Source organism: Streptomyces sp. NPDC001339 (assembly GCF_042895955.1).
Classification (GTDB): Bacteria; Actinomycetota; Actinomycetes; order Streptomycetales; family Streptomycetaceae; genus Streptomyces.
Map to the genome: position 1 here is coordinate 339221 of NZ_JBIAWT010000009.1, position 22271 is coordinate 361491.

Annotated in this window: 18 protein-coding genes; 8 read left to right on the forward strand and 10 right to left on the reverse strand. The window is 71.7% G+C overall.

The features are described from left to right. Positions 1-47 precede the first annotated feature (47 nt). Entirely contained in the window at positions 48-1073 is a 1026-nt protein-coding gene (locus ACFY12_RS27035) for a hypothetical protein (protein WP_390718485.1), read from the forward strand. A 6-nt stretch (positions 1074-1079) separates the two neighbouring features. Here ACFY12_RS27035 and ACFY12_RS27040 read toward each other — a convergent pair whose 3' ends face one another. Together ACFY12_RS27040 and ACFY12_RS27045 are read right to left on the reverse strand one after the other, a co-directional pair. After that, entirely contained in the window at positions 1080-1265 is a 186-nt protein-coding gene (locus ACFY12_RS27040; protein ID WP_390718486.1) for a DUF397 domain-containing protein, read from the reverse strand. Then, the gene (locus tag ACFY12_RS27045; protein WP_390718487.1) at positions 1262-2086 is read right to left on the reverse strand and encodes a Scr1 family TA system antitoxin-like transcriptional regulator; all 825 of its coding nucleotides are present in this window, start codon (positions 2084-2086) and stop codon (positions 1262-1264) included. The genes ACFY12_RS27040 and ACFY12_RS27045 overlap by 4 nt, the downstream gene beginning before the upstream one ends. Positions 2087-2396: 310 nt before the next feature. Here ACFY12_RS27045 and ACFY12_RS27050 point away from each other — a divergent pair, with 310 nt between their 5' ends. Further along, positions 2397-2606 (forward strand): hypothetical protein, encoded by a 210-nt coding sequence (locus tag ACFY12_RS27050; RefSeq protein WP_390718488.1) that lies wholly within the window; start codon positions 2397-2399, stop codon positions 2604-2606. A gap of 31 nt (positions 2607-2637) precedes the next feature. Here ACFY12_RS27050 and ACFY12_RS27055 read toward each other — a convergent pair whose 3' ends face one another. Beyond that, complete coding sequence (locus ACFY12_RS27055) at positions 2638-4383, reverse strand: TIGR03767 family metallophosphoesterase (RefSeq protein WP_390718489.1); 1746 nt, start codon at positions 4381-4383, stop codon at positions 2638-2640. Between the two features lie 416 nt (positions 4384-4799). On the opposite strand from ACFY12_RS27055, the gene ACFY12_RS27060 reads away from it, so the two are divergent. Continuing rightward, a complete protein-coding gene (locus ACFY12_RS27060; protein WP_390718490.1) occupies positions 4800-5831 on the forward strand; it encodes an aspartate-semialdehyde dehydrogenase in 1032 nt (343 codons plus the stop codon). A 76-nt stretch (positions 5832-5907) separates the two neighbouring features. Here ACFY12_RS27060 and ACFY12_RS27065 read toward each other — a convergent pair whose 3' ends face one another. Next, positions 5908-6438 (reverse strand): DUF1203 domain-containing protein, encoded by a 531-nt coding sequence (locus tag ACFY12_RS27065; protein ID WP_390718491.1) that lies wholly within the window; start codon positions 6436-6438, stop codon positions 5908-5910. Positions 6439-6606: 168 nt separating this feature from the next. On the opposite strand from ACFY12_RS27065, the gene pepN reads away from it, so the two are divergent. Further along, entirely contained in the window at positions 6607-9192 is a 2586-nt protein-coding gene (gene pepN / locus ACFY12_RS27070) for an aminopeptidase N (protein WP_390718492.1), read from the forward strand. Positions 9193-9531: 339 nt separating this feature from the next. Here the strand turns inward: pepN and ACFY12_RS27075 are convergent, their stop codons facing one another. The 4 genes from ACFY12_RS27075 to ACFY12_RS27090 all read right to left on the reverse strand — a co-directional run bounded on the left by ACFY12_RS27075 (position 9532) and on the right by ACFY12_RS27090 (position 13828). Continuing rightward, positions 9532-10503, reverse strand: a complete 972-nt coding sequence (locus ACFY12_RS27075; protein ID WP_390718493.1) for an acyl-ACP desaturase — start codon at positions 10501-10503, stop codon at positions 9532-9534. Between the two features lie 262 nt (positions 10504-10765). Beyond that, the gene (locus ACFY12_RS27080) at positions 10766-11014 is read right to left on the reverse strand and encodes a hypothetical protein (protein ID WP_390718494.1); all 249 of its coding nucleotides are present in this window, start codon (positions 11012-11014) and stop codon (positions 10766-10768) included. Between the two features lie 153 nt (positions 11015-11167). Next, positions 11168-13552, reverse strand: a complete 2385-nt coding sequence (gene malQ / locus ACFY12_RS27085; protein WP_390718495.1) for a 4-alpha-glucanotransferase — start codon at positions 13550-13552, stop codon at positions 11168-11170. A gap of 6 nt (positions 13553-13558) precedes the next feature. Further along, entirely contained in the window at positions 13559-13828 is a 270-nt protein-coding gene (locus ACFY12_RS27090) for a hypothetical protein (protein ID WP_390718496.1), read from the reverse strand. A gap of 450 nt (positions 13829-14278) precedes the next feature. Between ACFY12_RS27090 and ACFY12_RS27095 the strand changes: the two genes are divergently transcribed. After that, positions 14279-17341: a beta-N-acetylglucosaminidase domain-containing protein gene (locus tag ACFY12_RS27095; protein ID WP_390718530.1), complete on the forward strand. Its 3063-nt coding sequence runs from the start codon at positions 14279-14281 to the stop codon at positions 17339-17341. Positions 17342-17563: 222 nt separating this feature from the next. Here ACFY12_RS27095 and ACFY12_RS27100 read toward each other — a convergent pair whose 3' ends face one another. Continuing rightward, on the reverse strand, positions 17564-18100 hold the full coding sequence (locus ACFY12_RS27100) for an HNH endonuclease (RefSeq protein WP_390718497.1): 537 nt from the start codon (positions 18098-18100) through the stop codon (positions 17564-17566). 287 nt (positions 18101-18387) lie between these two features. On the opposite strand from ACFY12_RS27100, the gene ACFY12_RS27105 reads away from it, so the two are divergent. The 3 genes from ACFY12_RS27105 (at position 18388) to ACFY12_RS27115 (ending at position 21937) form a co-directional block, all read left to right on the forward strand. Continuing rightward, the gene (locus tag ACFY12_RS27105; protein ID WP_390718498.1) at positions 18388-19479 is read left to right on the forward strand and encodes a mechanosensitive ion channel family protein; all 1092 of its coding nucleotides are present in this window, start codon (positions 18388-18390) and stop codon (positions 19477-19479) included. A 188-nt stretch (positions 19480-19667) separates the two neighbouring features. Next, on the forward strand, positions 19668-20960 hold the full coding sequence (locus tag ACFY12_RS27110) for a 6-phospho-beta-glucosidase (protein WP_390718499.1): 1293 nt from the start codon (positions 19668-19670) through the stop codon (positions 20958-20960). Further along, complete coding sequence (locus ACFY12_RS27115) at positions 20951-21937, forward strand: N-acetylglucosamine kinase (RefSeq protein ID WP_390718500.1); 987 nt, start codon at positions 20951-20953, stop codon at positions 21935-21937. The genes ACFY12_RS27110 and ACFY12_RS27115 overlap by 10 nt, the downstream gene beginning before the upstream one ends. 7 nt (positions 21938-21944) lie before the next feature. Here the strand turns inward: ACFY12_RS27115 and ACFY12_RS27120 are convergent, their stop codons facing one another. Continuing rightward, positions 21945-22268: a hypothetical protein gene (locus ACFY12_RS27120; RefSeq protein WP_390718501.1), complete on the reverse strand. Its 324-nt coding sequence runs from the start codon at positions 22266-22268 to the stop codon at positions 21945-21947. Positions 22269-22271: the final 3 nt, after the last annotated feature.

Here is a 22271-nt window from a genome sequence, read left to right on the forward strand (position 1 = left end):
GTGTAACAGCGGTTAGGGGGCGGAACGGGCGCGGGAATCGACCGGTCATGAACCACGAAACCCCGCTCTCCCCCCTCCCCCTGCACCTCCTCTCCGGCCTCCGCTGCCGCGTGCTGACGAGGCATCAGCTGCAACAGCACGGTGTCCCGGCGGCGGAGCTCACCGAGCGCTGCCGCCCCGGCGGGGGCTGGCAGCAGCTGCTCCCCGGGGTGTACCTGCTCCACCCCGGGGCGCCCACCAGCGAGGAGCGGCTGCACGCGGTGCTGCTCTACGCCGCCCACCGCGGGCCGGGTGTGCCCCGGCAGCCGGATCCGTCCGGCGACACCCCGCAGGCGATGATCACCGGCCTGGCGGCGCTCGCCCTGCACGGCTTCTCCGAGTCGCCCCCGCTGCTCGCACTGGACCGGATCGAGGTGCTGGTGGCCCGCAGCCGGCGGCTGCGCTCGGCCGGCTTTGCGCGGGTCGTCCGGACGGTGGAGCTGCCGGTGGCGCAGGAGGTCACCGGGGTGCCGACGGCGCCGGTGCCGCGCGCGCTGGCGGACGCGGTCGCCGGGATCGGTGACGCGTCGGCGGTCCGCCGGCTGCTGACCGAGTCGGTCCGCGGCGGGCACTGCGAGGCGCCCGCGGTGGTCCGCGAGCTGAGCCGGGCGCGGCTGCTGAGCCGGCCGCATGTGGTCGACGCGGTCGACACCCTGCTCGCCGAGGGCCGGGCGCTGGCCGAGCAGCGGCTGTACGCCATGGTGCGCGACCACGACCTGCCCGACCCGCTGTGGAACGTCGATCTGCGGCTGCCGGGCGGGCCGCATCTGGGCGGGGTGGACGCCTTCTGGCCGGAGCACGGGGTGGCCCTGGAGATCGACACCCGGGCCCCCCGCCCCGAGGAGGGCCCGTCGCCGCACTCGGCCTTCGACCACAAACGCGAACACCTGGAGCGGCTCGGCATCGCCGTCGTCCGCTGCCTCCCCCGCACCCTGCGCGACGCCCCCGACCAGCAGGCCGCCGTGGTCCGCACGGCCCTCATGGCAGCCCCGGACCGCCACCCCACGTCGTACGTGGTGGCCCTGCCCCGCTAAGACGGATTACGCATCAACGTTGGCCGTGGCCTTGATGAACGCGGACCAGGCGGAGGGCGTCACCTTCACGACCGGGCTGTTACTCAGCTTGGTGTCACGGACGAGGATGCGGGGCTGGTTGTCGGCGACCTCGACGCAAGAGTCGTTGCTTCCTCCGCTGTAGGAGGACTTGTGCCAGTTGGGAACGTTCACTTGAGCCTCTTCAGTGCTTCATGCAGTCGGTCCGTGGTCGCCTCAACCGTCAACGCGCTGTCGGCGAGGCGATCATAGACTCTTTGAAACCGCAGGACAGTTGCAATGTCTTCCGTGTAGTTGCCCGTATCAAAACCCTCCGTGTAGGCGCCCCGACTACCATTCGGCATCGTCAGGAGCGCAACGACGGTTCCAAGCGCATGCCCTGCGGCCCCGAAGGGTAGGGCCCGAAGGCTGATGTTCGGCTTCTCCTGGTCTTCGAGCAGGCGCTCAAGCTGAGCTGCGGAGCACTTGAGCAACGCGGACTCGTCAAGCACCACAGAAAGCCATAGGGGATCTGGGCGCTCCCACACCTTCTGTCGCTCCATTCGCTGATCTACGTACCGCTCTATGTCCGTAGGGTCTCCTGCTTGCCCTGACAGCAGCAACGCGCGGGCATAGTCCGGCGTCTGGAGCAAACCAGGCACGATGTACCCAACCGTGTGGATCAGGTGGGCCTTGGCCTGGCGGTCCAGGTATGGCTTCGCGTAGTCACGAACGGTCTCCTCCTCCATGAACCTCACCAGGTTCACCAGGCAGTCCCGGGGGAGATCCAGCGCCTTCTCCAGCTTGCTCGCCAGGCTCCTGTCCGGCGGTACGTCCCCCAGCTCCACCTCGGAGATGCGCGTCTGGCTCTCGAAGACCCGTCCGGCCAGGCAGGTCTGCGACCAGTCTTTGCCTTCGGCCTTGGCCCTGCCCTTCGCCAGGCGGGCGTCTCTGACCATATTGCCGATGTACTGCGGAAGGCCCTCGCCGGGATCAACGTCGCGGACTCTTGGCATATGCCGGATACCCCGATCTCGCGCTGGTACTCAACTCCTGGTCACAGTACTGCCGCTGGAGCAGGGTGGAAGCCAGTCAGAGCAGGCCAACGAGGGGCACGATCATGGCAGTTCCGGAAGTCCAGACGGCGTGGACGGCAGCGAGCGGAGCGCGTGAACATCTGGACCGGGCGCTGCGTCGTGCGGGGTTCGATCTTCCACCATCCCTCGTCTCAGTGACCCGCGATGGCCCCAGCAAGATCGCCCCGCCGCACCTGTCGTTCGCGGACGTCGATCGGCTGGCGGCGATTCTGGAGGAGAGGACCCGAGGATGAGCGGCTACCAAGAGAAGCCCGTAGAGCTTTCCTGGCCGTACAGCGAGCAGGATCTCGACCCCCCACCCGTAAAGGGCTGCGACGAGTGCGCAGCGCAGGCCGAGGAGCGCACCCAGGCGCGCGACCGGGGAGCGGTCGGGCTTGCGGTCATCGCCAGTATGAAGATCCGGGAACACATCGCGTTCGGCTCCCACAACGACACCTGAGTCCCCCCGGAGTCGGGGGCCGCCCGGCCCCTCAGCGGCGCGTGAGCAGCAGCTCCACGTTGCGGTCCCGGGCCGTGCCCGCCAGGTCCCGGCGGGCCTCGGGGGCGTTGAAGGACAGCTCGCGGTAGAGGGCGGCCAGTCCGGTCTGCGAGAGGTCGGCGAAGTCCGTACGGTGCGGGGCGGCCGACTCGACGAGCGTGGCGATCAGCGACAGCGTCCCGTCGTGGTTGTCCACCAGCTCGATGACCCGGGCCAGTTGGGGGAAGTCGATGTGCGAGGCGGTGGAGACCTCCCAGAAGCCGCCATGCGGGGTGATGGCGTTGCGGTGGCAGTGGCCGTTGATCCAGCCGACGACACTCCGGTGAGCGGCCAGCACCTCGACCAGCTCCGCACCGCCGTACCGCTTCTCCTCCGGACGGGCCGGATCGGGGCGGGAGTTGGTCATGGTCGCGCTGGTGTGATGGCTGAAGACCAGCACATGCGCCCGCTCGCCCCGTTCGTTCCCCTTCAGAACCCCCTCCAGCCAACGCAGTTGGGACGCGCCGACCGAGCCGGTGTAGTGGCCACCGGGGTCGGTGGTGTCCAGGCTGATCCCGAGGACGCGGTCGGAGACCCGGAAGGTGTAGTACAGGCGGTTCTGCTCCAGGTTGGCCGCGGTGTAGCCGTGGCCGTGCGGTCCGGGCCCGGTGTATGCCGGGTCGAGGTGGGCACGCAGGTACTCGGCACGGGTGAAGGGAGCCCGGCGCTCGTCCGGGGTGACCGTCCTGGCCTGCCGGGCATGGGCTTTCAACAGCCGCTTGAAATCCGCCCCCTTGGGGTCGAGCCCGTCCTTCACCGCCCGCCAGACCTTCTTCGCCTCGGCGGCGGGCAGCGCCTCCAGCTTGCGGCTCCCGGTGGCGATCTCGGTGAAGTACGGGTCACCGGGGGCGTAGCACCCGCCGGGCAGCGAGTCGTGGTTCCCCACCGTCGAGTACCAGGACAGCCGCAGTCCGGGGCTGTGCACGGTGCGGATCGCCGCGTCCAGGAACCCGTCCAGCCGCGGGAAGCCCCGCCCCTTGTCGGCATCGCGCAATACGCTGTCCGGCTGCCAGTACAACGTCAGCCCGCTGTCCTGGACGCCTTCGTAGCGGCGCGGGTCACCGGAGTTGGGGGTGATCCGGCCGCCGCTCATCGCGGTCAGGAACCACTCCAGCTCCAGCCTGGAGTTGTTGTCGGTGTTGTCGCCGGTGGTCATCACGAAGGACAGCGGGGCGCCGGTGGCGGGGCCGCCGGGCAGTGCGTTGACCCGTTCGATCAGGGAGACGACCCCGGCGACGGACAGCGCCTCCTGCGGCCGCCAGGCACTGGCGGTCTCGGCGCGCAGGTACTCGTAGCGCAGCGGGCTCTGCACATCGACCAGGTGCAGATCGGTGAACTGCACGAACGACGCCAGCGCGGTGCGCCGCCGCTCACGGCCCCGGTGCGCGGCGGCCAGCTCGGCGCGGACGACCCGCTTCCAGGCCGGGCCGGCGGCGAGCCGGCGGTAGCCTCCGCAGCGCCCGCCCCCGCGCGGGGCGGCGACACCGGCGAGGGTGGTGCCCCGGGTGTACGGCGCGCGGGGCACGGCGGGGCCCTCGACAGTCACCGGGGCGACCGGAGCCGGGACGCGAGCGGCGGCGGTGGCCCCGGCCGCCCGGTCCGGACCGGCGCCGAAGGCGAGCCCGAGCCCGGTGGCGGCGCCGACTGCGCCGGCGGCGGCGAGGAAGGCGCGGCGGTCGACAGCAGCGGCAGACCGCATACGAGAGACAAGAGAGGCATCAGGCATGCGCGGGATACGGGACATACGCGTAGCTCCCCGGGTGCGAACGCGACGACCGACGGCCGGGCGGCACAACTGCCCTGCCGTCAGGGATCGTTGACATCAGGGATGGCCTCCGCGTGAACGCCACCACAACACGGAGCGCCCATCACCGGACGCGCATCCGGACCAGGGCATCAGGCGGGAACAACCGAGGGTTATCGCGCGTTCACCTCACGAAGTCACACACGCCACCTGCCGCAATGTGACGAACACCCTCCGTCGCCCTCATGCCCCCCATGCTCCACAGATTGGAATGGATTGGACAACGCGACGGGTGTCACACACATGATGGAGGCACTACTGAGCAGGTGTTCCGAGCAGACATCGCTGTCAGGCCAGAAAGAAGGAGTCCCATGAGGGTCGGAATCGTCGGAGCCACCGGACAGGTCGGCGGCGTGATGCGCGGCATTCTCGCCGAGCGGAACTTCCCGGTCGAGCAGCTGCGGCTGTTCGCTTCGGCCCGGTCCGCGGGACGTACCCTGCCGTGGCGGGACACCGAGATCACCGTCGAGGACGCGGCCACCGCCGACTACTCCGGGCTGGACATCGTCCTCTTCTCGGCCGGCGGCGCGACGTCCAAGGCGCTGGCGGAGAAGGTCGCCGAAGCGGGCCCCGTGGTGATCGACAACTCCTCAGCCTGGCGCCGTGACCCCGAAGTCCCGCTGGTCGTCTCCGAGGTCAACCCGCACGCCATCGCGAACCGCCCCAAGGGCATCATCGCCAACCCGAACTGCACGACCATGGCCGCGATGCCGGTGCTGCGCCCGCTGCACGAGGAGGCCGGTCTGGTCTCGCTGGTCGTCTCCACCTACCAGGCGGTCTCCGGCAGCGGCCTGGACGGAGTGGCGGAGCTCGACGGCCAGGTCCGCAAGGCCGTCGAGCAGGACGCCACCAAGCTGACGCACGACGGCTCGGCGGTGGAGCTCCCGGCCCCGGACAAGTACGTCCGTCCGATCGCCTTCAACGTCCTGCCGATGGCCGGCTCGATCGTGGACGACGGCCTGGGCGAGACCGACGAGGAGCAGAAGCTCCGTAACGAGAGCCGCAAGATCCTGGAGATCCCGGAGCTGAAGGTGTCCGGCACCTGCGTCCGCGTCCCGGTCTTCACCGGCCACTCCCTCCAGATCAACGCCCGCTTCGCGCGTCCGATCAGCCCCGCCCGGGCCCAGGAGCTGCTGGCCGCCGCCCCCGGAGTCGCTCTCTCCGACGTCCCCACCCCGCTCCAGGCCGCCGGGCAGGACGCGTCCTTCGTGGGCCGTATCCGCGCGGACGAGACCGTCGAGAACGGGCTGGCGCTGTTCGTCTCCAACGACAACCTCCGCAAGGGCGCGGCGCTGAACGCCGTCCAGATCGCGGAGCTGGTCGCCGCGGAGCTGCGCGGCTGACCGCGGACCACAGACCGCAGTCGACGGGTCGGCCGCACTCCGCGGCCGGCCCGTCGTCGTCCCGGGTCGTCCCGCGTCACCCCGCTCGGTGCCGTCGCACCTCGAAGAGGAAGCAGCCGTACTCCACGGCCCGCACGTGCACCAGCGCCACCTCGGGGTCGACGAAGGCCTCACCGACGGCCGCGTCGAGCCCGGCTTCCGCCTCCTCCGGGACCTCCAGCAGCCGCCCGCCGATGATCTGTCCCTCGGCGTTGTAGCGCCGCACCATCCGCAGCGCTCCGGGCCGCGTCACCGGATACCGGGGGCCGTCCCCGTCCGGCTCGCCGCACTCCTCGGCGTGGATGAACACCGGCCCCTGCTCGTCATACGCCCCGGGCCCGGCCCCGGTCTCCGCCGCCCACCTCCGCAGCGGCGCGTACGAGACCAGCGCGACCTTCTCACCTGCCCGGATCCCGCGCAGACAGCAGCGCGCCAGACTGCCGACACAGTCCACGGGTACGCCGTCCTCACGTGCGGTGTACGGCTCGACGAGCCGCCCGGCGTCATCGGTGTCGCGGAGTTCCCTGAGGGCGGTGAGAGGGATGGGCAGCGGTATGTAGGTCGTCATGCGACCAGCGTGGCCTGAGCCGGCGTGCGGCGCTGGCGGGAAACGGACGGCGCGATCCCAGGCAGTCACCCGTCCGCTACCTCAAATACCACCGCCCACCCATATGGGTGGCCATGGAAGGATGGCCGGGACATCCGGTGCGATGACCAACGCGAAGGAGATGAACGGGTGCCTGGCACGAATCTGACCCGCGACGAGGCGCAGCAGCGGGCGCGGCTGCTGACCGTGGACGCGTACGAGATCGATCTCGACCTCTCCGGTGCGCAGGAGGGTGGTACGTACCGGTCCGCGACGACGGTGCGGTTCGACGTCGCCGAGGCGGGCGCGGACTCGTTCATCGACCTGGTGGCGCCGGCCGTGCACGAGGTCGTGCTCAATGGCGAGGCGCTGGAGCCGGGCGAGGTGTTCAAGGACTCGCGGATCGCGCTGCCGGGGCTGCGGGCCGGCCGTAATGAGCTGAGGGTCGTCGCGGACTGCGCGTACACGAACACGGGTGAGGGGCTGCACCGGTTCGTCGATCCGGTGGACCAGCAGGCCTATCTGTACACGCAGTTCGAGGTGCCGGACGCCCGGCGGGTGTTCGCGTCCTTCGAGCAGCCGGACCTGAAGGCGACGTTCCAGTTCACCGTGAAGGCCCCGGAGGGCTGGACGGTGATCTCCAACTCGCCGACGCCGGAGCCCCGGGACAACGTCTGGGCCTTCGAGCCGACGCCGCGTATCTCGACGTACATCACCGCGCTGATCGTGGGCCCGTACCACAGCGTGCACAGCTCGTACGAGAAGGACGGGCGGTCGGTGCCGCTGGGGATCTACTGCCGGCCGTCGCTGGCCGAGCACCTGGACGCGGACGCGATCTTCGAGGTCACCCGGCAGGGCTTCGACTGGTTCCAGGAGAAGTTCGACTACGACTACCCGTTCGCGAAGTACGACCAGCTCTTCGTGCCGGAGTTCAACGCCGGCGCGATGGAGAACGCGGGCGCGGTCACCATCCGCGACCAGTACGTCTTCCGGTCGAAGGTGACGGACGCGGCGTACGAGGTGCGCGCGGAGACGATCCTCCACGAGCTGGCGCACATGTGGTTCGGCGACCTGGTCACCATGGAGTGGTGGAACGACCTGTGGCTGAACGAGTCGTTCGCCACCTACACGTCCATCGCCTGCCAGGCGTACGCCCCGGGCAGCAAGTGGCCGCACTCGTGGACCACCTTCGCCAACTCCATGAAGACCTGGGCGTACCGGCAGGACCAGCTGCCCTCCACCCACCCGATCATGGCGGAGATCCGCGACCTGGACGACGTGCTGGTCAACTTCGACGGCATCACCTACGCCAAGGGTGCCAGCGTCCTCAAGCAGCTGGTCGCGTACGTCGGCATGGAGGAGTTCTTCAAGGGCGTCCAGGCCTATTTCAAGGCGCACGCCTACGGGAACACCCGGCTGTCGGACCTGCTGGGCGCGCTGGAGGAGACCTCCGGCCGTGACCTGAAGACCTGGTCGAAGAAGTGGCTGGAGACGGCCGGTATCAACATCCTGCGGCCGGAGATCGAGGTGGGCGCGGACGGTGAGATCACCTCGTTCGCGGTCCGGCAGGAGGCCCCGGCGCTGCCCGCCGGCGCCAAGGGTGAGCCGGTGCTGCGCCCGCACCGGATCGCGATCGGCGCGTATGAGCTGGAGGACGGCCGGCTCGTCCGCAAGGAGCGGATCGAGCTGGACGTGGACGGCGAACTGACCGCCGTACCGCAGCTCGTGGGCCGACGGCGGCCGGCCGTCATCCTGCTCAACGACGACGATCTGTCGTATGCCAAGGTCCGCCTGGACGAGGAGTCGCTGAAGGCCGTCACCGAGCACCTCGGGGACTTCACCGAATCGCTGCCGCGCGCCCTGTGCTGGGCGTCCGCCTGGGACATGACCCGGGACGCCGAACTGGCCACCCGCGACTACCTGTCGCTGGTGCTTTCCGGCATCGGCAAGGAGTCGGACATCGGCGTCGTCCAGTCGCTGCACCGGCAGGTGAAGCTGGCGCTGGACCTGTACGCGGCACCGGAGCGGCGCGACGCGGGTCTGGCCACCTGGACGGAGGCGGCGCTGGAGCACCTGCGGGCGGCCGAGCCGGGCAGCGATCACCAGCTGGCGTGGGCCAGGGCGTTCGCCGCCTCGGCCCGTACGGACGGCCAACTGGACGTTCTTCAGGGCCTGTTGGACGGTACGGAGGAGATCGCCGGGCTGGCCGTGGACACCGAGCTGCGCTGGTCGCTGCTGCAGCGGCTGGCGGCCACCGGCCGGGCGGACGAGAAGGCCATCGCGGCGGAGCTGGAGCGCGACAAGACCTCCGCGGGTGAGCGGCACGCGGCCACCGCGCGGGCGGCGCGTCCGACGGCGGAGGCGAAGGCGGAGGCCTGGGCCTCGGTCGTGGAGTCCGACAAGCTCCCCAACGCCGTGCAGGAGGCCGTCATCGGCGGCTTCGTACAGACCGACCAGCGGGAGCTGCTGGCGCCGTACACCGCGAAGTACTTCGACGTGGTGAAGGGCATCTGGGACACCCGCAGCCATGAGATGGCGCAGCAGATCGTGGTGGGCCTCTACCCGTCCGTACAGGTCTCCCAGGAGAGCCTCGACGCCACCGACGCCTGGCTGGCCTCGGCCGAGCCGAGCCCGGCACTGCGCCGGCTGGTGACGGAGTCGCGGGCGGGCATCGAGCGGGCGCTTAAGGCGCAAGCCGCTGACGCTGCGCTTGGCCGGTCCGCTGCGCTTGGCTGACCTCCCACGTTGTCGGCCGTCCCGCCGTGCGTCTTCTCGCCGTGACGCCTGCGGCGGGCGTGGTTTTGTCGGGTGCGGGTCCGCTCCTCCGGACTTCGTCCTGCGGAGCGGCCCCTCCCGGGAGTGGGAGAACAAACGGTGAGTGGGGGTGTACGCAAGTGGTCCGCTTCCTGCGGATTATCGCTTACGTACACCCCCACCGGCCTTTTCCCACCCACCCACGGGAGGGGGCGGACCGCAGAACGAAGTTCGGAGGGGCGCACCCGTGACGTACAGCCCCGCGCAGCGGCAACAGCCCGCCGCCAGGCAACACGGCGGGAAAGCCAAAAACGTGGGAGGTCAGCCAAGCGCAGCGGACCGGCGGCGAGCGATTCGCTCGTCGAACTTGCGCGCCTTCGCGTCCAGGCCCTCCATGAAGATCCCCAGCTCCTCCTGCGCGGCCAGGCCGGCCGGGCCCAGGCCGCCGATCTCCAGCACCTTCAGATGGCGCAGCACCGGCTGCAGCACGTCGTCGTGGTGGATGCGCAGGTTGTAGATCCCGCCGAAGGCCATCCGGGCCGCGGCCCGCTCGAAGCCGGGCATGCCGTGGCCGGGCATCCGGAAGCCGGTGACCACATCGCGTACCGCGCACATGGTCTGGTCGGGAGCGAGCTCGAACGCCGCGGTGAGCAGGTTGCGGTAGAAGAGCATGTGGAGGTTCTCGTCCGCGGCGATCCGGGCGAGCATCCGGTCGCAGACCGGGTCGCCCGAGTGGCGCCCGGTGTTGCGGTGCGAGATCCGGGTGGCCAGCTCCTGGAAGGCGACATAGGCCACCGAGTGCAGCATGCTGTGCGCGTTGTCGGACTCGAAGCCCTCCGACGTATGGGCCATACGGAACCGTTCCAGCTCGTCCGGGTCGACGGCCCGGCTGGTGAGCAGGTAGTCGCGCATCACGATGCCGTGCCGGCCCTCCTCGGCGGTCCAGCGGTGCACCCAGGTGCCCCAGGCGCCGTCGCGCCCGAAGAGGGTGGCGATCTCGTGGTGGTAGCTGGGGAGGTTGTCCTCGGTGAGGAGGTTGACCACGAGGGCGATCCGGCCGATGTCGCTGACCTTGGACTGCTCGGTGGCCCAGGCTTCACCGTCGTCCAGTACGCCCGGGAAGTTCCGGCCGTCGCTCCAGGGCACGTACTGGTGCGGCATCCATTCCTTGGCGACCTTCAGATGCCGGTTGAGTTCCTTCTCGACGACCTCTTCGAGTGCGTAGAGCAGCTGGGCGTCGCTCCAGGCGGTCTGGCCGCGCTCTCCGTGATGGCGGGCGGGGGCGATGGTCACGGGGGCTCCTGGGGGGACGACGACCTACGGGGCCGCAGGTTTGACCTACGGCTGCGTAGGTTACGCCATCGTAGGTTAGGACCGCTTAAACACTGCGCACCGCAAACCGACCCAAAAGGGCTCGATAGACACCCGGTGGCCCCCGGCGCGAGCTGCGGGAATATCCGGGTACGACAAAGGGCGCCCTCGGTTCTTGTCACCGATGGGCGCCCTTGGGGGGCGGCGGCGGAATCCCGCGTCGGCCGGTGGCCGGACCGCGGGCTCAGCCCTTCGCGTCGACCTGCTTGCGGGACTTGTCGCCCACCATGACCAGTCCGGCGATGACCAGGAAGAGCACGATGGGGGCAGCGACGTAGAGGCCGAGCGTCTCGATCACGCTCAGGCCCTGGCCCGGGTCGTCACCGTCGTCGCGGGTGAGCGCAAACGCGGGGGACGAGATCAGCATCAGCAGCGCGGTACCGGCCGTGATGGTTCCGGCACGCAGGGTGGTCTTCTTAGCCTGGTTGCTCACGAAGTCAACGTAGCGGACGCGCTGTCACCCCGCGCGCCCGGGGTGGCACAGCGGTCATGGTGCTCCCGCGGTCACCGCCACCACAGGGGCCGGCGGTGGACGGCGGTGGACGGCGGTGGACGGTAGTGGGGTACCACCGGGGCGCGATCGGCGTCACCGGTCCATGGCGGCGAACACCCGCATCAGGGCGTGCAATCGGGGCGATGCCGCCAGTTCCTCAAGGGTCAGCGGACGTCCGTCGGGGCCGGCGATCGGGAGGCGCCAGTTGGGGTACTCGTCCCATGTTCCCGGAAGGTTCTGGGGACGGCGGTCCCCCACCGCGTCCGGCAGCCACACCCCGACCATCCGCGCCGGGGTGCGCAGCAGGAAGCCGTGTACGGCGCGGACCGCCGCCTCCTCGTCACCGGCACCTTCCGGCAGCAGCCCGAGCCGCGCCACCTCCCCCAGCCATTCGGCGAGTTCGTACCGGGCACGGGACCGCTCGCGCTCCGGCGGCCCGGCCAGCAGCCCGAGCCGCTCGCGAAGCGCGACGTCTTCGCCGGTCAGCCGGGCGGCGGTGGACGGAAGGTCGTGGGTGGTGACGGTGGCGAGACAGGCGCTGCGCCACTCGTCGGGGGCGAGGATCCGGGCCTCGGCGGCGTTGTCGGGGGCGGTGTCGGAAGCGGAGTCAGGGGCAGCCGCCGCCCGGCCCGCCGTCCCTTGCTCCGCCTCCCGCCCTGCCTGCCGTTCCGCACTGCCGGTGTCCCCGTTGCCGCCGGCGTGCCCGTCCCCGGCGTGCCCGTCCCCGGTGTCCCCGTTCCCGGTGCCCCCGTTCCCGTAATCCCGCTCGAACCACAGCACCGACGTGCCCAACACGCCGCGCTCGGCGAGTGCGCCGCGCACGCCCGGCTCGACCGTGCCCAGGTCCTCACCGATCACCGCGGCGCCGGCCCGGTGCGCCTCCAGGGCCAGCACCGAGAGCATCGCCTCACCGTCGTAGCGCACATAGGCGCCCTCGGTCGGCGGGCGGCCCTCCGGGACCCACCACAGCCGGAACAGCCCCATCACATGGTCGATGCGCAGTGCGCCGGCGTGCCGCAGCACGGCGCGCAGCAGCTCCCGGTACGGGGCGTAGCCGGCGGCGGCCAGCGCGTCCGGGCGCCAGGGCGGCAGGCCCCAGTCCTGGCCCCGGGAGTTGAAGGCGTCGGGCGGCGCCCCCACGGACATGCCGGCTGCGAAGGCGTCCTGCTGCGCCCAGGTGTCGGCGCCGGACGGGTGCACGCCGACGGCGAGGTCGTGCACCAGACCGATGTCCATTCCGGCGTCCCGCGCCGCCCGTTGGGCGGCGGCCAGCTGCTGATCGGTGTACCAGGCGAGCCGGGAGTGGAAGTCGATCCGGTCGAGCAGCCGCGGCCGCAGGCGGGCGGTGCCCGTGGACCGTGGATCGCGCAGCGCGGCGGGCCAGGCGCGCCAGTCGGTGCCGTGCCGCTCGGCGATCGCGCACCAGGTGGCGTGGTCCTCCAGCGCCTGGCCCTGTTCGGCGAGGAAGTCGCAGTACGCCGCCCGGCGGCCCGGGGTGAGCGGTACCGCGCACAGCAGCTCCAGGGCCTCCCGTTTGAGCACCCATACGGCGTCCCGGTCGATCAGCGCGCCCCCTTCGAGCACCTCCGCGCGGAGCGCACGAGCGCGCGCCGCAAGCGCGTCGGCCCGCGACCGAGCGGGGCCGGACAGCAGGGCGTACTCCGGGACGTGTTCGATCCGCAGATGGACCGGGTCGGGGAACCGGCGCGAGGAGGGGCGGTAGGGGGACGGGTCGGCGGGTGGGCCGGGGACGGCCGCGTGCAGCGGGTTGAGCTGGATGAAGCCGGTGCCCAGGGCGCGCCCGGACCAGGCGGCGAGGTCGGTGAGGTCCCCGAGATCGCCCATGCCCCAGGACTGCCGGGAGAGCAGGGAGTAGAGCTGCACCAGGAAGCCGTGACTGCGGCCGGGCGGCGCGGGAACCCGGTCGGGCGCGACGATCAGCCGGGCGGTGGCGGTGCGGCCGCCGGGGGCCCGGGCGTGCAGCAGATGGATGCCGAGGGGCAGGCGGGCCAGGGTCTCCGGGAGGTCCGCACCCGCTGGGATCTCCGGGATCGCCCCTCCCGTCCCCCTCCTGCCCCTCGTCCCGGCCGCCTCCTCGCCCGTCCTCCCGTCCTCGGTCTCCACCCGTAGGACGGTGCCTTCAGGGAGACCGGAGAGGTCGGGGAAACCGGAGCGGCCAAGAGGTCCGGGGAGGCCGGAGCGGTCAACAGGTGTGGGGCCGCCGGAGCGGTCAAGAGGTGTGGGGCGGCCCGGTGGCCGGCGGGCCCGGATGACGACCGTACGGGGAAGCAGGGCACGGCCCGGACCGTCCTCGTAGGCGGCCAGCGCGGTACGTACGGCCCGCGGGGTCGAGGCGTCGACTCCCAGTGCGGCGAGCACGGCGACGACGGTGTCCTCGCCGATCTGAACGCTTCTGCCCGGCGACGGTTCGTACGACGTGGCGATACCGTGCAACCGGGCGAGCCGCGCGCGGCCCATGGGCCGTCAGACCTCCATGGACTCCGTCCCCAGGCCGGCGGCTGTCGGCTCGCTGGTGAGCGGCAGCTCGGCGGCGATGGGGACCTCGCTGGTCAGCGGGGCGGCGTCGGCGAGCGGGGGCTCGCTGGTCAGCGGCGGCTCGACGAAGCTGGCGGAGCCGGAGCCGTCCAGGCCGGAATCGGGGTCGGACACTCCGGCGAAGGGGTCGGGCTCCTCCGTCGCGCCTCCCGGTTTCGCGGAGAGCGCGTCGAGGAGCAGTTGAGCGGACGCGGCCACGAGGGCCTCCCGTTCATCGGTAATGGGACACGTGGGCCCTACCCACTCGTCACGATCGCAGACGCCTGCACCCACGAAACGTGACCCACGTCACACTACGCTCACGCAGGCGATTTCCCGGTTCGGGACACCAGTAGGCGCACAGAAGGCGGAAGATTCGGCACCGCGCCGGAAGTTCTGCGGAAGTTCTACGGGCCGTCCGCCGACCGCGCATCCCCACTCACCCGGGACACCCGGTACATGCCGCCCGGACCCCGCCACCCCCCTGTTGACACCCTCACCGCCAGAATGGTGGGCTCACGGCCGAAGACCTGTCCGAACAGGCGCCGGCGGGGAGAACAGTGGGACCTACGGGGCGGCGCCGGTGCGGACCGGTGGACAGCGGGACGGGGACGAGGAGCAGCCGTGCGAGGCCGGGGCGTGTGGGGCGTCGGAAGAATCGGTACCGGTATCGGTAGGAGCGGCAGGGGGAGCGGCGCGGGCGCCCGGGCACGGGCCGCGGGAACCACCGCGCTGGCCGCCGCGGTCATCGGAGGACTGCTCGGCGGGGTGCCCAGCGCCCAGGCCGCGACGGGACGCCCCGCGGACCCCGTCCTCGGCGCCCCCGACCAGCCGGACCGGACAGACCGGCCGGACCGGCCCGGCGGGCCGGACAACCGGCCGATCAGCGCGGGCCGGGCGCCGACCGTCTGGCCGCGCCCCCAGTCGCTGCGGGAGCTCGGCGACGCGGTGCCGCTGGGCGACGAGGCGGCGGTGGTGGCCGCGCAGGACGCCGATCCGTACGCGCTGGACGTGGTGCGCGGCCTGCTGCGGGACGCCGGGGTGCGCACGGTCCGGCAGATCGCGCCGGGCGAGCGACCGCCCGCGGACGGGCCGGTGATCCTGGTCGGCGGCGAGCAGGCCGAGGAGGCGCTGAGCGCACTGCGCGCACCGGCCCGCGGGGACCTGCCCTCCGGCGGCTACCGGCTCGCCGTCGGCCAGGTCGCCGGCCGCGACACCGTGGCGCTGGCCGGTGCCGGCCCGGACGGCCTGTTCCACGCCGCGCAGACGCTGCGACAGCTGGTCACCACCGGGGAGGGCAGAAGCCGGCAGCTGGCGTCCGTGGCCGTACGGGACTGGCCCGGCACGGCGGTGCGCGGCACCGCCGAGGGGTTCTTCGGCCGGCCGTGGACCCAGGCCCAGCGCCTCGCCCAGCTCGACTTCATGGGCCGTACGAAGCAGAACCGGTACCTCTACGCGCCCGGCGACGACCCGTACCGCCAGGCGCGCTGGCGCGAGCCGTACCCGGCCGGGCAGCGTGCCGAATTCCGGGCGCTGGCCGAGCGGGCCCGCGCCAACCACCTCACGCTGGGCTGGGCGCTCGCCCCCGGCCAGGCGATGTGCTTCTCCTCCGAGGAGGACCTGCGGGCGCTGCGGCGCAAGGTGGACGCGATGTGGGCGCTGGGCGTGCGCGCGTTCCAGCTCCAGTTCCAGGACGTCAGCTACCACGAGTGGCACTGCGACGCCGACGTGGAAGCGTTCGGCACCGGTCCGCGGGCCGCCGCCAGGGCTCAGGCCCGGGTCGCCAACGCGCTCGCCGAGCACCTCCGGGAGCGGTACCCGGGCTCCGCGCCGCTGTCCCTGATGCCGACCGAGTACTACCAGGACGGCGCCACGGCGTACCGGGGCGCGCTGGCCGACGCGCTCGGCAGCCGGGTCGAGGTGGCCTGGACGGGCGTCGGGGTGGTCCCGCGGACCATCACCGGCGGGGAACTCTCCACCGCCCGGGAGGCGTTCGGGCACCCGCTGGTGACCATGGACAACTACCCGGTCAACGACTACGCCGAGGACCGGATCTTCCTCGGCCCGTACCGCGGCCGGGAGCCGGCCGTCGCCACCGGCTCGGCGGCGCTGCTGGCCAACGCCATGCAGCAGCCGCTGGCGTCCCGTATCCCGCTGTTCACCGCCGCCGACTACGCGTGGAACCCGCGCCACTACCGCCCGGCCGAGTCCTGGCACGCGGCCATCGGCGACCTGGCCGGCGGCGACCGGCAGACCCGGGCCGCGCTCCACGCGCTCGCCGGCAACGCCGCCTCGTCGCTGCTCGACAAGGACGAGTCGGCGTATCTGCGGCCGCTGATCGACCGTTTCTGGAAGGCCAGGGAGGCGGCGGTCAGTGGGGGCCGTCCCGGCACGGACGAGGACTACGCCGAGGCGGCCCGGGCGCTGCGCGACGCCTTCCGCACCATGAGCACCGCACCCAAGGAGCTCACCTCCGATCTGGCCGACGAAATACGGCCCTGGGCCGAGCAGTTGGCGCGCTACGGCCGAGCCGGCGAACAGGCCGTGGACACGCTGCTGGCGCAGGCCCGGAGCGACGGCACCGCCGCCTGGTCCGCGCAGCGCGAGGTGGTGGGGCTGCGCAAGGCGATCGCGGACAGTCCGGCGACCGTCGGCAAGGGGGTCCTCACCCCCTTCCTGGACCGGGCGATGCTGGAGGCCGACGCCTGGACCGGCGCCGGACACGATGCCCCGCACCCGACCGAGGCCGCCCATCCGACGTCCCTCACCGTCCCCTTCGAGCGGCCCCGTCCACTGGCCGCGGTCACCGCGCTGACCGACCCGGGCCCGTCCGTGGGTGCGGTCTCCCTGGAGGCGCACGTTCCCGGCGAGGGCTGGCGCCGCCTCGGCGGGCTCTCACCGACCGGCTGGACGGAGTCCCGTACGCCGCGACTGCGTGCCGACGCGGTCCGGCTGACCTGGGCGGACGGTGCCCAGGCGCCGTCCGTGCACGCGCTCACCCCGTGGTTCGGCGACACCGCGCCGGCCGGTCTGGAGCTCTCCCGCAAGGAAGCGGACGCGCAGACCGGCGGGAGGGTGACGGTCGATGCGCGGATCTTCTCCCGCCGCCCCGGCGACATCCGGGAGCGGCTGGCGGTCAAGGCGCCCAAGGGCTTCACCGTGCACGCGCCCGAGGAGGTCACCGCCCCCCGGGGCGGCACCGCGACGGCCCGGATCACGGTGGACGTCCCCGAGTCCGCCCCCTCCGGGACGTACGAGATCCCGGTGGCCGTCGGCGGAGAGGAGCGGACACTGACCGTACGGGCCTATCCGCGCACCGGCGGGGCGGACCTGGCGCGCGGCACGGTCGCCACCTCGTCCGGGGACGAGACCGCCGGCTTCCCGGCTTCCGCGGCCACCGACGGCGATCCGAAGACCCGCTGGTCCTCGCCCGCCGACGACGGCGCCTGGCTCCAGTTCGCGCTGGCCCACCCGACCCGCCTCGGCCGGCTCGTCCTGAACTGGCAGGACGCCCATGCGGCCCGCTACCGCGTCGAGGTCTCCCCGGACGGCCACAGCTGGCGTACGGCGGCGGTGGTACGGGACGGCAAGGGCGGCCGCGAGTCGGTCAGAATGGACGCGGAGAATGTGCGGTTCGTCCGCATTCAGGGGGAGAAGCGGGCGACGAAGTTCGGCTACTCCCTGTGGTCGGTCGAGGCATACGCGGTCGCATCCGGCTCTGCCCGCGACTAGGGAGTGTCCTGGCGATAGGGCGCTGCCGGCGGACGTGGACCGCGGCGAGAGGGGCGTGAGCCGCGGAGCGAGGGACGTGAGCGGCGGAGAGCGGGGCGTGGGGCCGGGACGGTGGGGATCCGTCGGCATGCCGGACGAACCCGGCCCGTACGCCCGTACGCCGTGACACCTGCTGGCACCTGCTGACATCTGCTACACCTGCACGTACGGAAAAGCCCGGCTCTACGCCGAAACGGCATCGATCCGGGCCAACGCGTCATCCGCGCCATATGGCTGCAAATACGGCAGCCAGCGCGGATCGCGATGACCCGTGCCGATGATCCGCCACGCCAGACCTGACGGCGGGGCGGGCGGATGACGCAGTCGCCAGCCGATCTCGGCGACATGGCGGTCGGCCTTGACGTGATTGCAGCGCCGGCAGGCGGCGACGACGTTCTCCCAGGTGTGCTGACCTCCGCGGCTGCGCGGGATGACGTGGTCGACGCTGGTTGCGACGCCACCGCAGTACATACAGCGCCCGCCGTCACGAGCGAACAGTGCCCGGCGGGTCAGGGGCACGGGGCCGCGAAAGGGCACCCGCACAAACCGCTTCAAGCGGACCACGCTCGGAGCGGGGATGACACGGGTCGCGCTGTGCATCAGGGCGCCGGACTCCTCGAGACTCACAGCTTTCTCATTGAGGACGAGGATGAGCGCGCGGCGGAGCGGTACGACGCCGAGCGGCTCGTACGACGCGTTGAGGACCAGGACATGCGGCACGGGTGCCTCCTTGTACGCCGGCGGCGCGTGGCTCGCGCCGGGACGATCTCCCCACAGTGTCCCCCGGTGCCTGGTCGGAGCGCCACCATGACCGAGTAACGGGTCCGAGGTGTTTTCTCCCACACTCCGCACGCGCCTCCGAATACGGCTCATTCCGGCCGCCCGGGGCCCCACCCCTCGAACACGGGCACGGACCGTCCCCGTTGCCCCGTTAGTGTGGTGAATCAGCCCGGTGGTCGGAGTTCCACCATGGTTCCGGGTGACTGTCCCACACGGAGGATTCGACTGTGTTCTGGTCCGTTTCGTCGGTCGCCGGCGCGCCCCTGAGCGCCACCGCGCCCGGCCCAACCGGTCCGACCTCGCTCGACGAGGCCGCCAAGGAGGCCACCAACGCCGCCGGCTGGGTGCAGGAGAACTGGGGCACGTGGCTCACGTCCGGCCTGCAAATCGTGCTGATCATCGTGATCGCGGTGGTGCTCCGGCATGTGATACGCCGCACGATCACCAAGCTCATCGAGCGGATGAACCGCACCGCGGCCGCCGCCGAGGGCACCGCGCTGGGCGGTCTGCTGGTCAACGCCGAACGCCGCCGTCAGCGCTCGGAGGCCATCGGCTCGGTGCTCCGCAGTGTCGCATCCTTCGTGATCATGGGCACGGCGGCGCTGACGGTGCTCTCCGTCCTGCGGATAGATCTGGCGCCGCTGCTGGCGAGCGCCGGTGTGGCCGGCGTCGCCATCGGTTTCGGTGCCCGCAACCTCGTCACCGACTTCCTCTCCGGGGTCTTCATGATCCTTGAGGACCAGTACGGCGTCGGCGACGAGATCGACGCGGGCGTGGCCACCGGTACGGTCATCGAGGTCGGCCTGCGCGTCACCAAGCTGCGCGGCCCCAACGGCGCGATCTGGTACATCCGCAACGGCGAGGTCAAGCGGATCGGCAACCTCAGCCAGGGCTGGTCCACGGCCGCCGTGGACGTCGTGATCGCCGCCGACCAGGACCTGGAGCGGGCCCGCGAGATCATCACCGCCGCCGGCGAGCAGATGTCCAAGGACGAGCCCTGGAACGAGCAGCTGTGGGAGCCGGTGGCGGTGCTGGGCCTCAGCGAGGTGCACCTGGACACCGTCACCCTCAGCGTCTCGGCCAAGACCATGCCCGGCAAGGCGCTCGGCGTGGAGCGCGAGCTGCGCTGGCGCATCAAGCACGCCCTCGACGCCGCCGGTATCCACCTCGCCCCTCGCCCCGAGCCCGAGGACGCCGAGGCTCCCACGGCCGCCGACCCCTCCGCCGGCGTCTCGGCCCCCTCGGCACTCAACAACCCCCTGTCCCCCCAGTCCCGGGCCGCCGAACCGATCTCACCCCCTTCGAAGCTGGAGAAGTAGCCCGCTCCCGTGTCGCGGGCCGATGGGCCAGGCTCCCCGTTCCCGACGGGGGCCTGGCCCATCGGATTGTGGGCCATGTGTTGCCAGATCGAGCCAACTGCTATAGGTAAGTGATCAGTTGGCTCGCTTTCGCACCGAGTGATGGAAGGCGTCACCCGACCCGCACCGGAGTAAAGGGCTGATGCAGCATGCTGCCGTCTCCTGCTGGACGTTCCCCGCGCCCCCGCGTCAAACTCGCCGTGATCGGCGGCGGCTCGACCTACACCCCCGAACTCATCGACGGCTTCGCACGGCTGCGTGACGTCCTGCCGCTGGCGGAGCTGGTCCTGATCGATCCGGCGCTGGACCGGCTGGAGCTGGTGGGCGGCCTGGCCCGGCGGATCTTCGCCAAGCAGGGCCACCCGGGCACCGTCTCCTGGACCGCTGACCTCGACGCCGGGATCGACGGCGCCGACGCCGTACTGCTGCAACTGCGGATCGGCGGGCAGGCCGCCCGCGACCAGGACGAGACCTGGCCGCTGGGGTGCGGCTGCGTCGGGCAGGAGACCACCGGCGCCGGCGGCCTCGCCAAGGCGCTGCGCACCGTGCCCGTCGTCCTGGACATCGCCGAACGAGTGCGCCGCCGCAACCCGGACGCCTGGATCGTCGACTTCACCAATCCGGTCGGCATCGTCACCCGCGCACTGCTCACCCACGGCCACAAGGCCGTCGGTCTGTGCAATGTCGCGATCGGCTTCCAGCGCAAGTTCGCGAAACTGCTGGGGGTCTCCCCCGAGCAGGTCGAGCTGGAGCACATCGGTCTCAACCACCTCACCTGGGAGCGGTCCGTACGCGTCGCCGACGAGGACGTCCTCCCCAAGCTCCTCGCCGAACACGGTGACGCCATCGCGGGCGATCTGCGCCTGCCCCGCTCGCTCCTCGACCGTCTGGGCACCGTCCCCTCCTATTACTTGCGCTACTACTACCAACACGACGCGGTGGTGGAGGAGTTGCGGAGCAAACCCTCCCGTGCCGCCGAGGTCGCCGCCATCGAGCGACAGCTCCTCGGCCTGTACGCCGATCCCGCCCTCGACGAGAAGCCGGAGCTCCTCTCCCGGCGCGGCGGCGCCTTCTACTCCGAGGCCGCCGTGGCTCTCACCTCCTCTCTGCTGGGCGACACCGGAGACGTCCAGATCGTCAATGCGTCCAACAACGGCACCCTGCCCTTCCTCCCCGACGACGCGGTGATCGAGGTCCCCGCCACGGTGGGTTCCGCCGGCCCCGCCCCTCTGCCCGTACGCCCCCTCGAACCCCTCTACACCGGCCTGATCGCCCACGTCACCGGCTACGAACAACTGGCCCTGGAAGCGGCGCTGAAGGGCGGCCGGGACCGGGTGTTCTCCGCCCTCCTCGCCCACCCCCTCATCGGCCAGACCGACTACGCGGACCGCCTCACCGACGAGCTGATCGCGCACAACCGGGAGCACCTCACGTGGGCCTGACCGGCACGGCGCTCGCCGTCGACGCGGGCAACAGCAAGACCGATGTGGCACTAGTGGCCACGGACGGCAGACTGCTCGGCACCGCCCGCGGCGGCGGCTTCCGGCCGCAGGTGACGGGTGTCGGCCGCGCGGTCGACACCCTGACGCCGCTGGTGGAATCCGCCCTCGGCCAGGCCGGGCTGACCGGGTGCGGCCCCGTCGACCACCTCTGCGCCTTCCTCGCCAACGCCGACCTCCCCGTCGAGGAGACAGCCCTCACCACCGAGATCGCCGACCGCGGCTGGGCGCACGCGGTCTCCGTCCGCAACGACACCTTCGCCCTCCTGCGGGCCGGCCTTCCGGACGACGGGGCAACGGTGGGCGTCGCCGTGGTGTGCGGGACCGGCATCAACTGCGCAGGCCTCGGCCACGACGGGACCACCGCCCGCTTCCCGGCCGTCGGCCGGATCTCCGGCGACTGGGGTGGCGGTGCCTGCCTCGCCAAGGAGGCCCTGTGGTTCGCGGCCCGCGCCGAGGACGGCCGCGGCACCCCGACCGAGCTGGCCCGTGCGCTGCCCGCCCACTTCGGTCTGACGACCATGCAGGCGCTGATCGAGGAGCTCCACCTGCGGCGTATCCCCCGCCACCGCCGCCACGAACTGGCCCCCGTCCTCTTCGCCGTGGCGACCACCGGCGATCCGGTGGCCCGCGCCATCGTCGCCCGCCAGGCCGAGGAGATCGCCCTCATGGCCACCGTCTCCCTGCGACGCCTCGGCCTCCTCGGCGAACCCACGCCCGTAGTCCTCGGCGGCAGCGTGCTGGCCGCCCGCCATCCCCTCCTCCACGACCGGGTCCTCCAGCTCCTCTCGGAACAGGCCCCGAAGGCGCTCCCCCATGTCGTCACCGCACCACCGGTGCTGGGCGCCGCCCTCACCGCCCTGGACCGGGCGGACGCACAGGCGGACGCCTACCTGCGATTGCGGGGGACTTGGGGGTAGGGCTGTCTCAGTCGACGTGCACACTGTCCCCCGTCCGTGTCTCCGTGCGCTCGCCCGGCGCGAGGACGAGGGCCGGAGGCGGGGCGTGGCCCGGGCCTGGCGAGGGCGGATGGTGGTTGCGCTCCGTGAGGATGGTGATGAGGCGGTCGGTGTCGTTGACGACGAGGGTCGCGCAGCCGTCGACGCGGTGGTCGATGGGGTAGCTGCCGCCGCCCGGGTCGATGTACGTGGTACCGCCGATGGTGAGGAAACCACTGGCCGGAGTGGTGGTTACGGCGACCGCGGCATCTCGGGACGCGGCTGCCCTGAGAGGGGCGAAGAGTGTGGTCATGCG

Coding starts and splice junctions, on each gene's coding strand:
- ACFY12_RS27035 (WP_390718485.1), top strand. CDS start 48: ATGAACCACGAAACCCCGCTCTCCCCCCTCCCCCTGCACCTCCTCTCC.
- malQ (WP_390718495.1), bottom strand. CDS start 13,552: ATGGGCCGCGCGCGGCTCGCCCGGTTGCACGGTATCGCCACGTCGTAC.
- ACFY12_RS27045 (WP_390718487.1), bottom strand. CDS start 2,086: ATGCCAAGAGTCCGCGACGTTGATCCCGGCGAGGGCCTTCCGCAGTAC.
- ACFY12_RS27055 (WP_390718489.1), bottom strand. CDS start 4,383: ATGCGGTCTGCCGCTGCTGTCGACCGCCGCGCCTTCCTCGCCGCCGCC.
- ACFY12_RS27120 (WP_390718501.1), bottom strand. CDS start 22,268: ATGACCACACTCTTCGCCCCTCTCAGGGCAGCCGCGTCCCGAGATGCC.
- ACFY12_RS27050 (WP_390718488.1), top strand. CDS start 2,397: ATGAGCGGCTACCAAGAGAAGCCCGTAGAGCTTTCCTGGCCGTACAGC.
- ACFY12_RS27110 (WP_390718499.1), top strand. CDS start 19,668: ATGCTGCCGTCTCCTGCTGGACGTTCCCCGCGCCCCCGCGTCAAACTC.
- ACFY12_RS27060 (WP_390718490.1), top strand. CDS start 4,800: ATGAGGGTCGGAATCGTCGGAGCCACCGGACAGGTCGGCGGCGTGATG.
- ACFY12_RS27065 (WP_390718491.1), bottom strand. CDS start 6,438: ATGACGACCTACATACCGCTGCCCATCCCTCTCACCGCCCTCAGGGAA.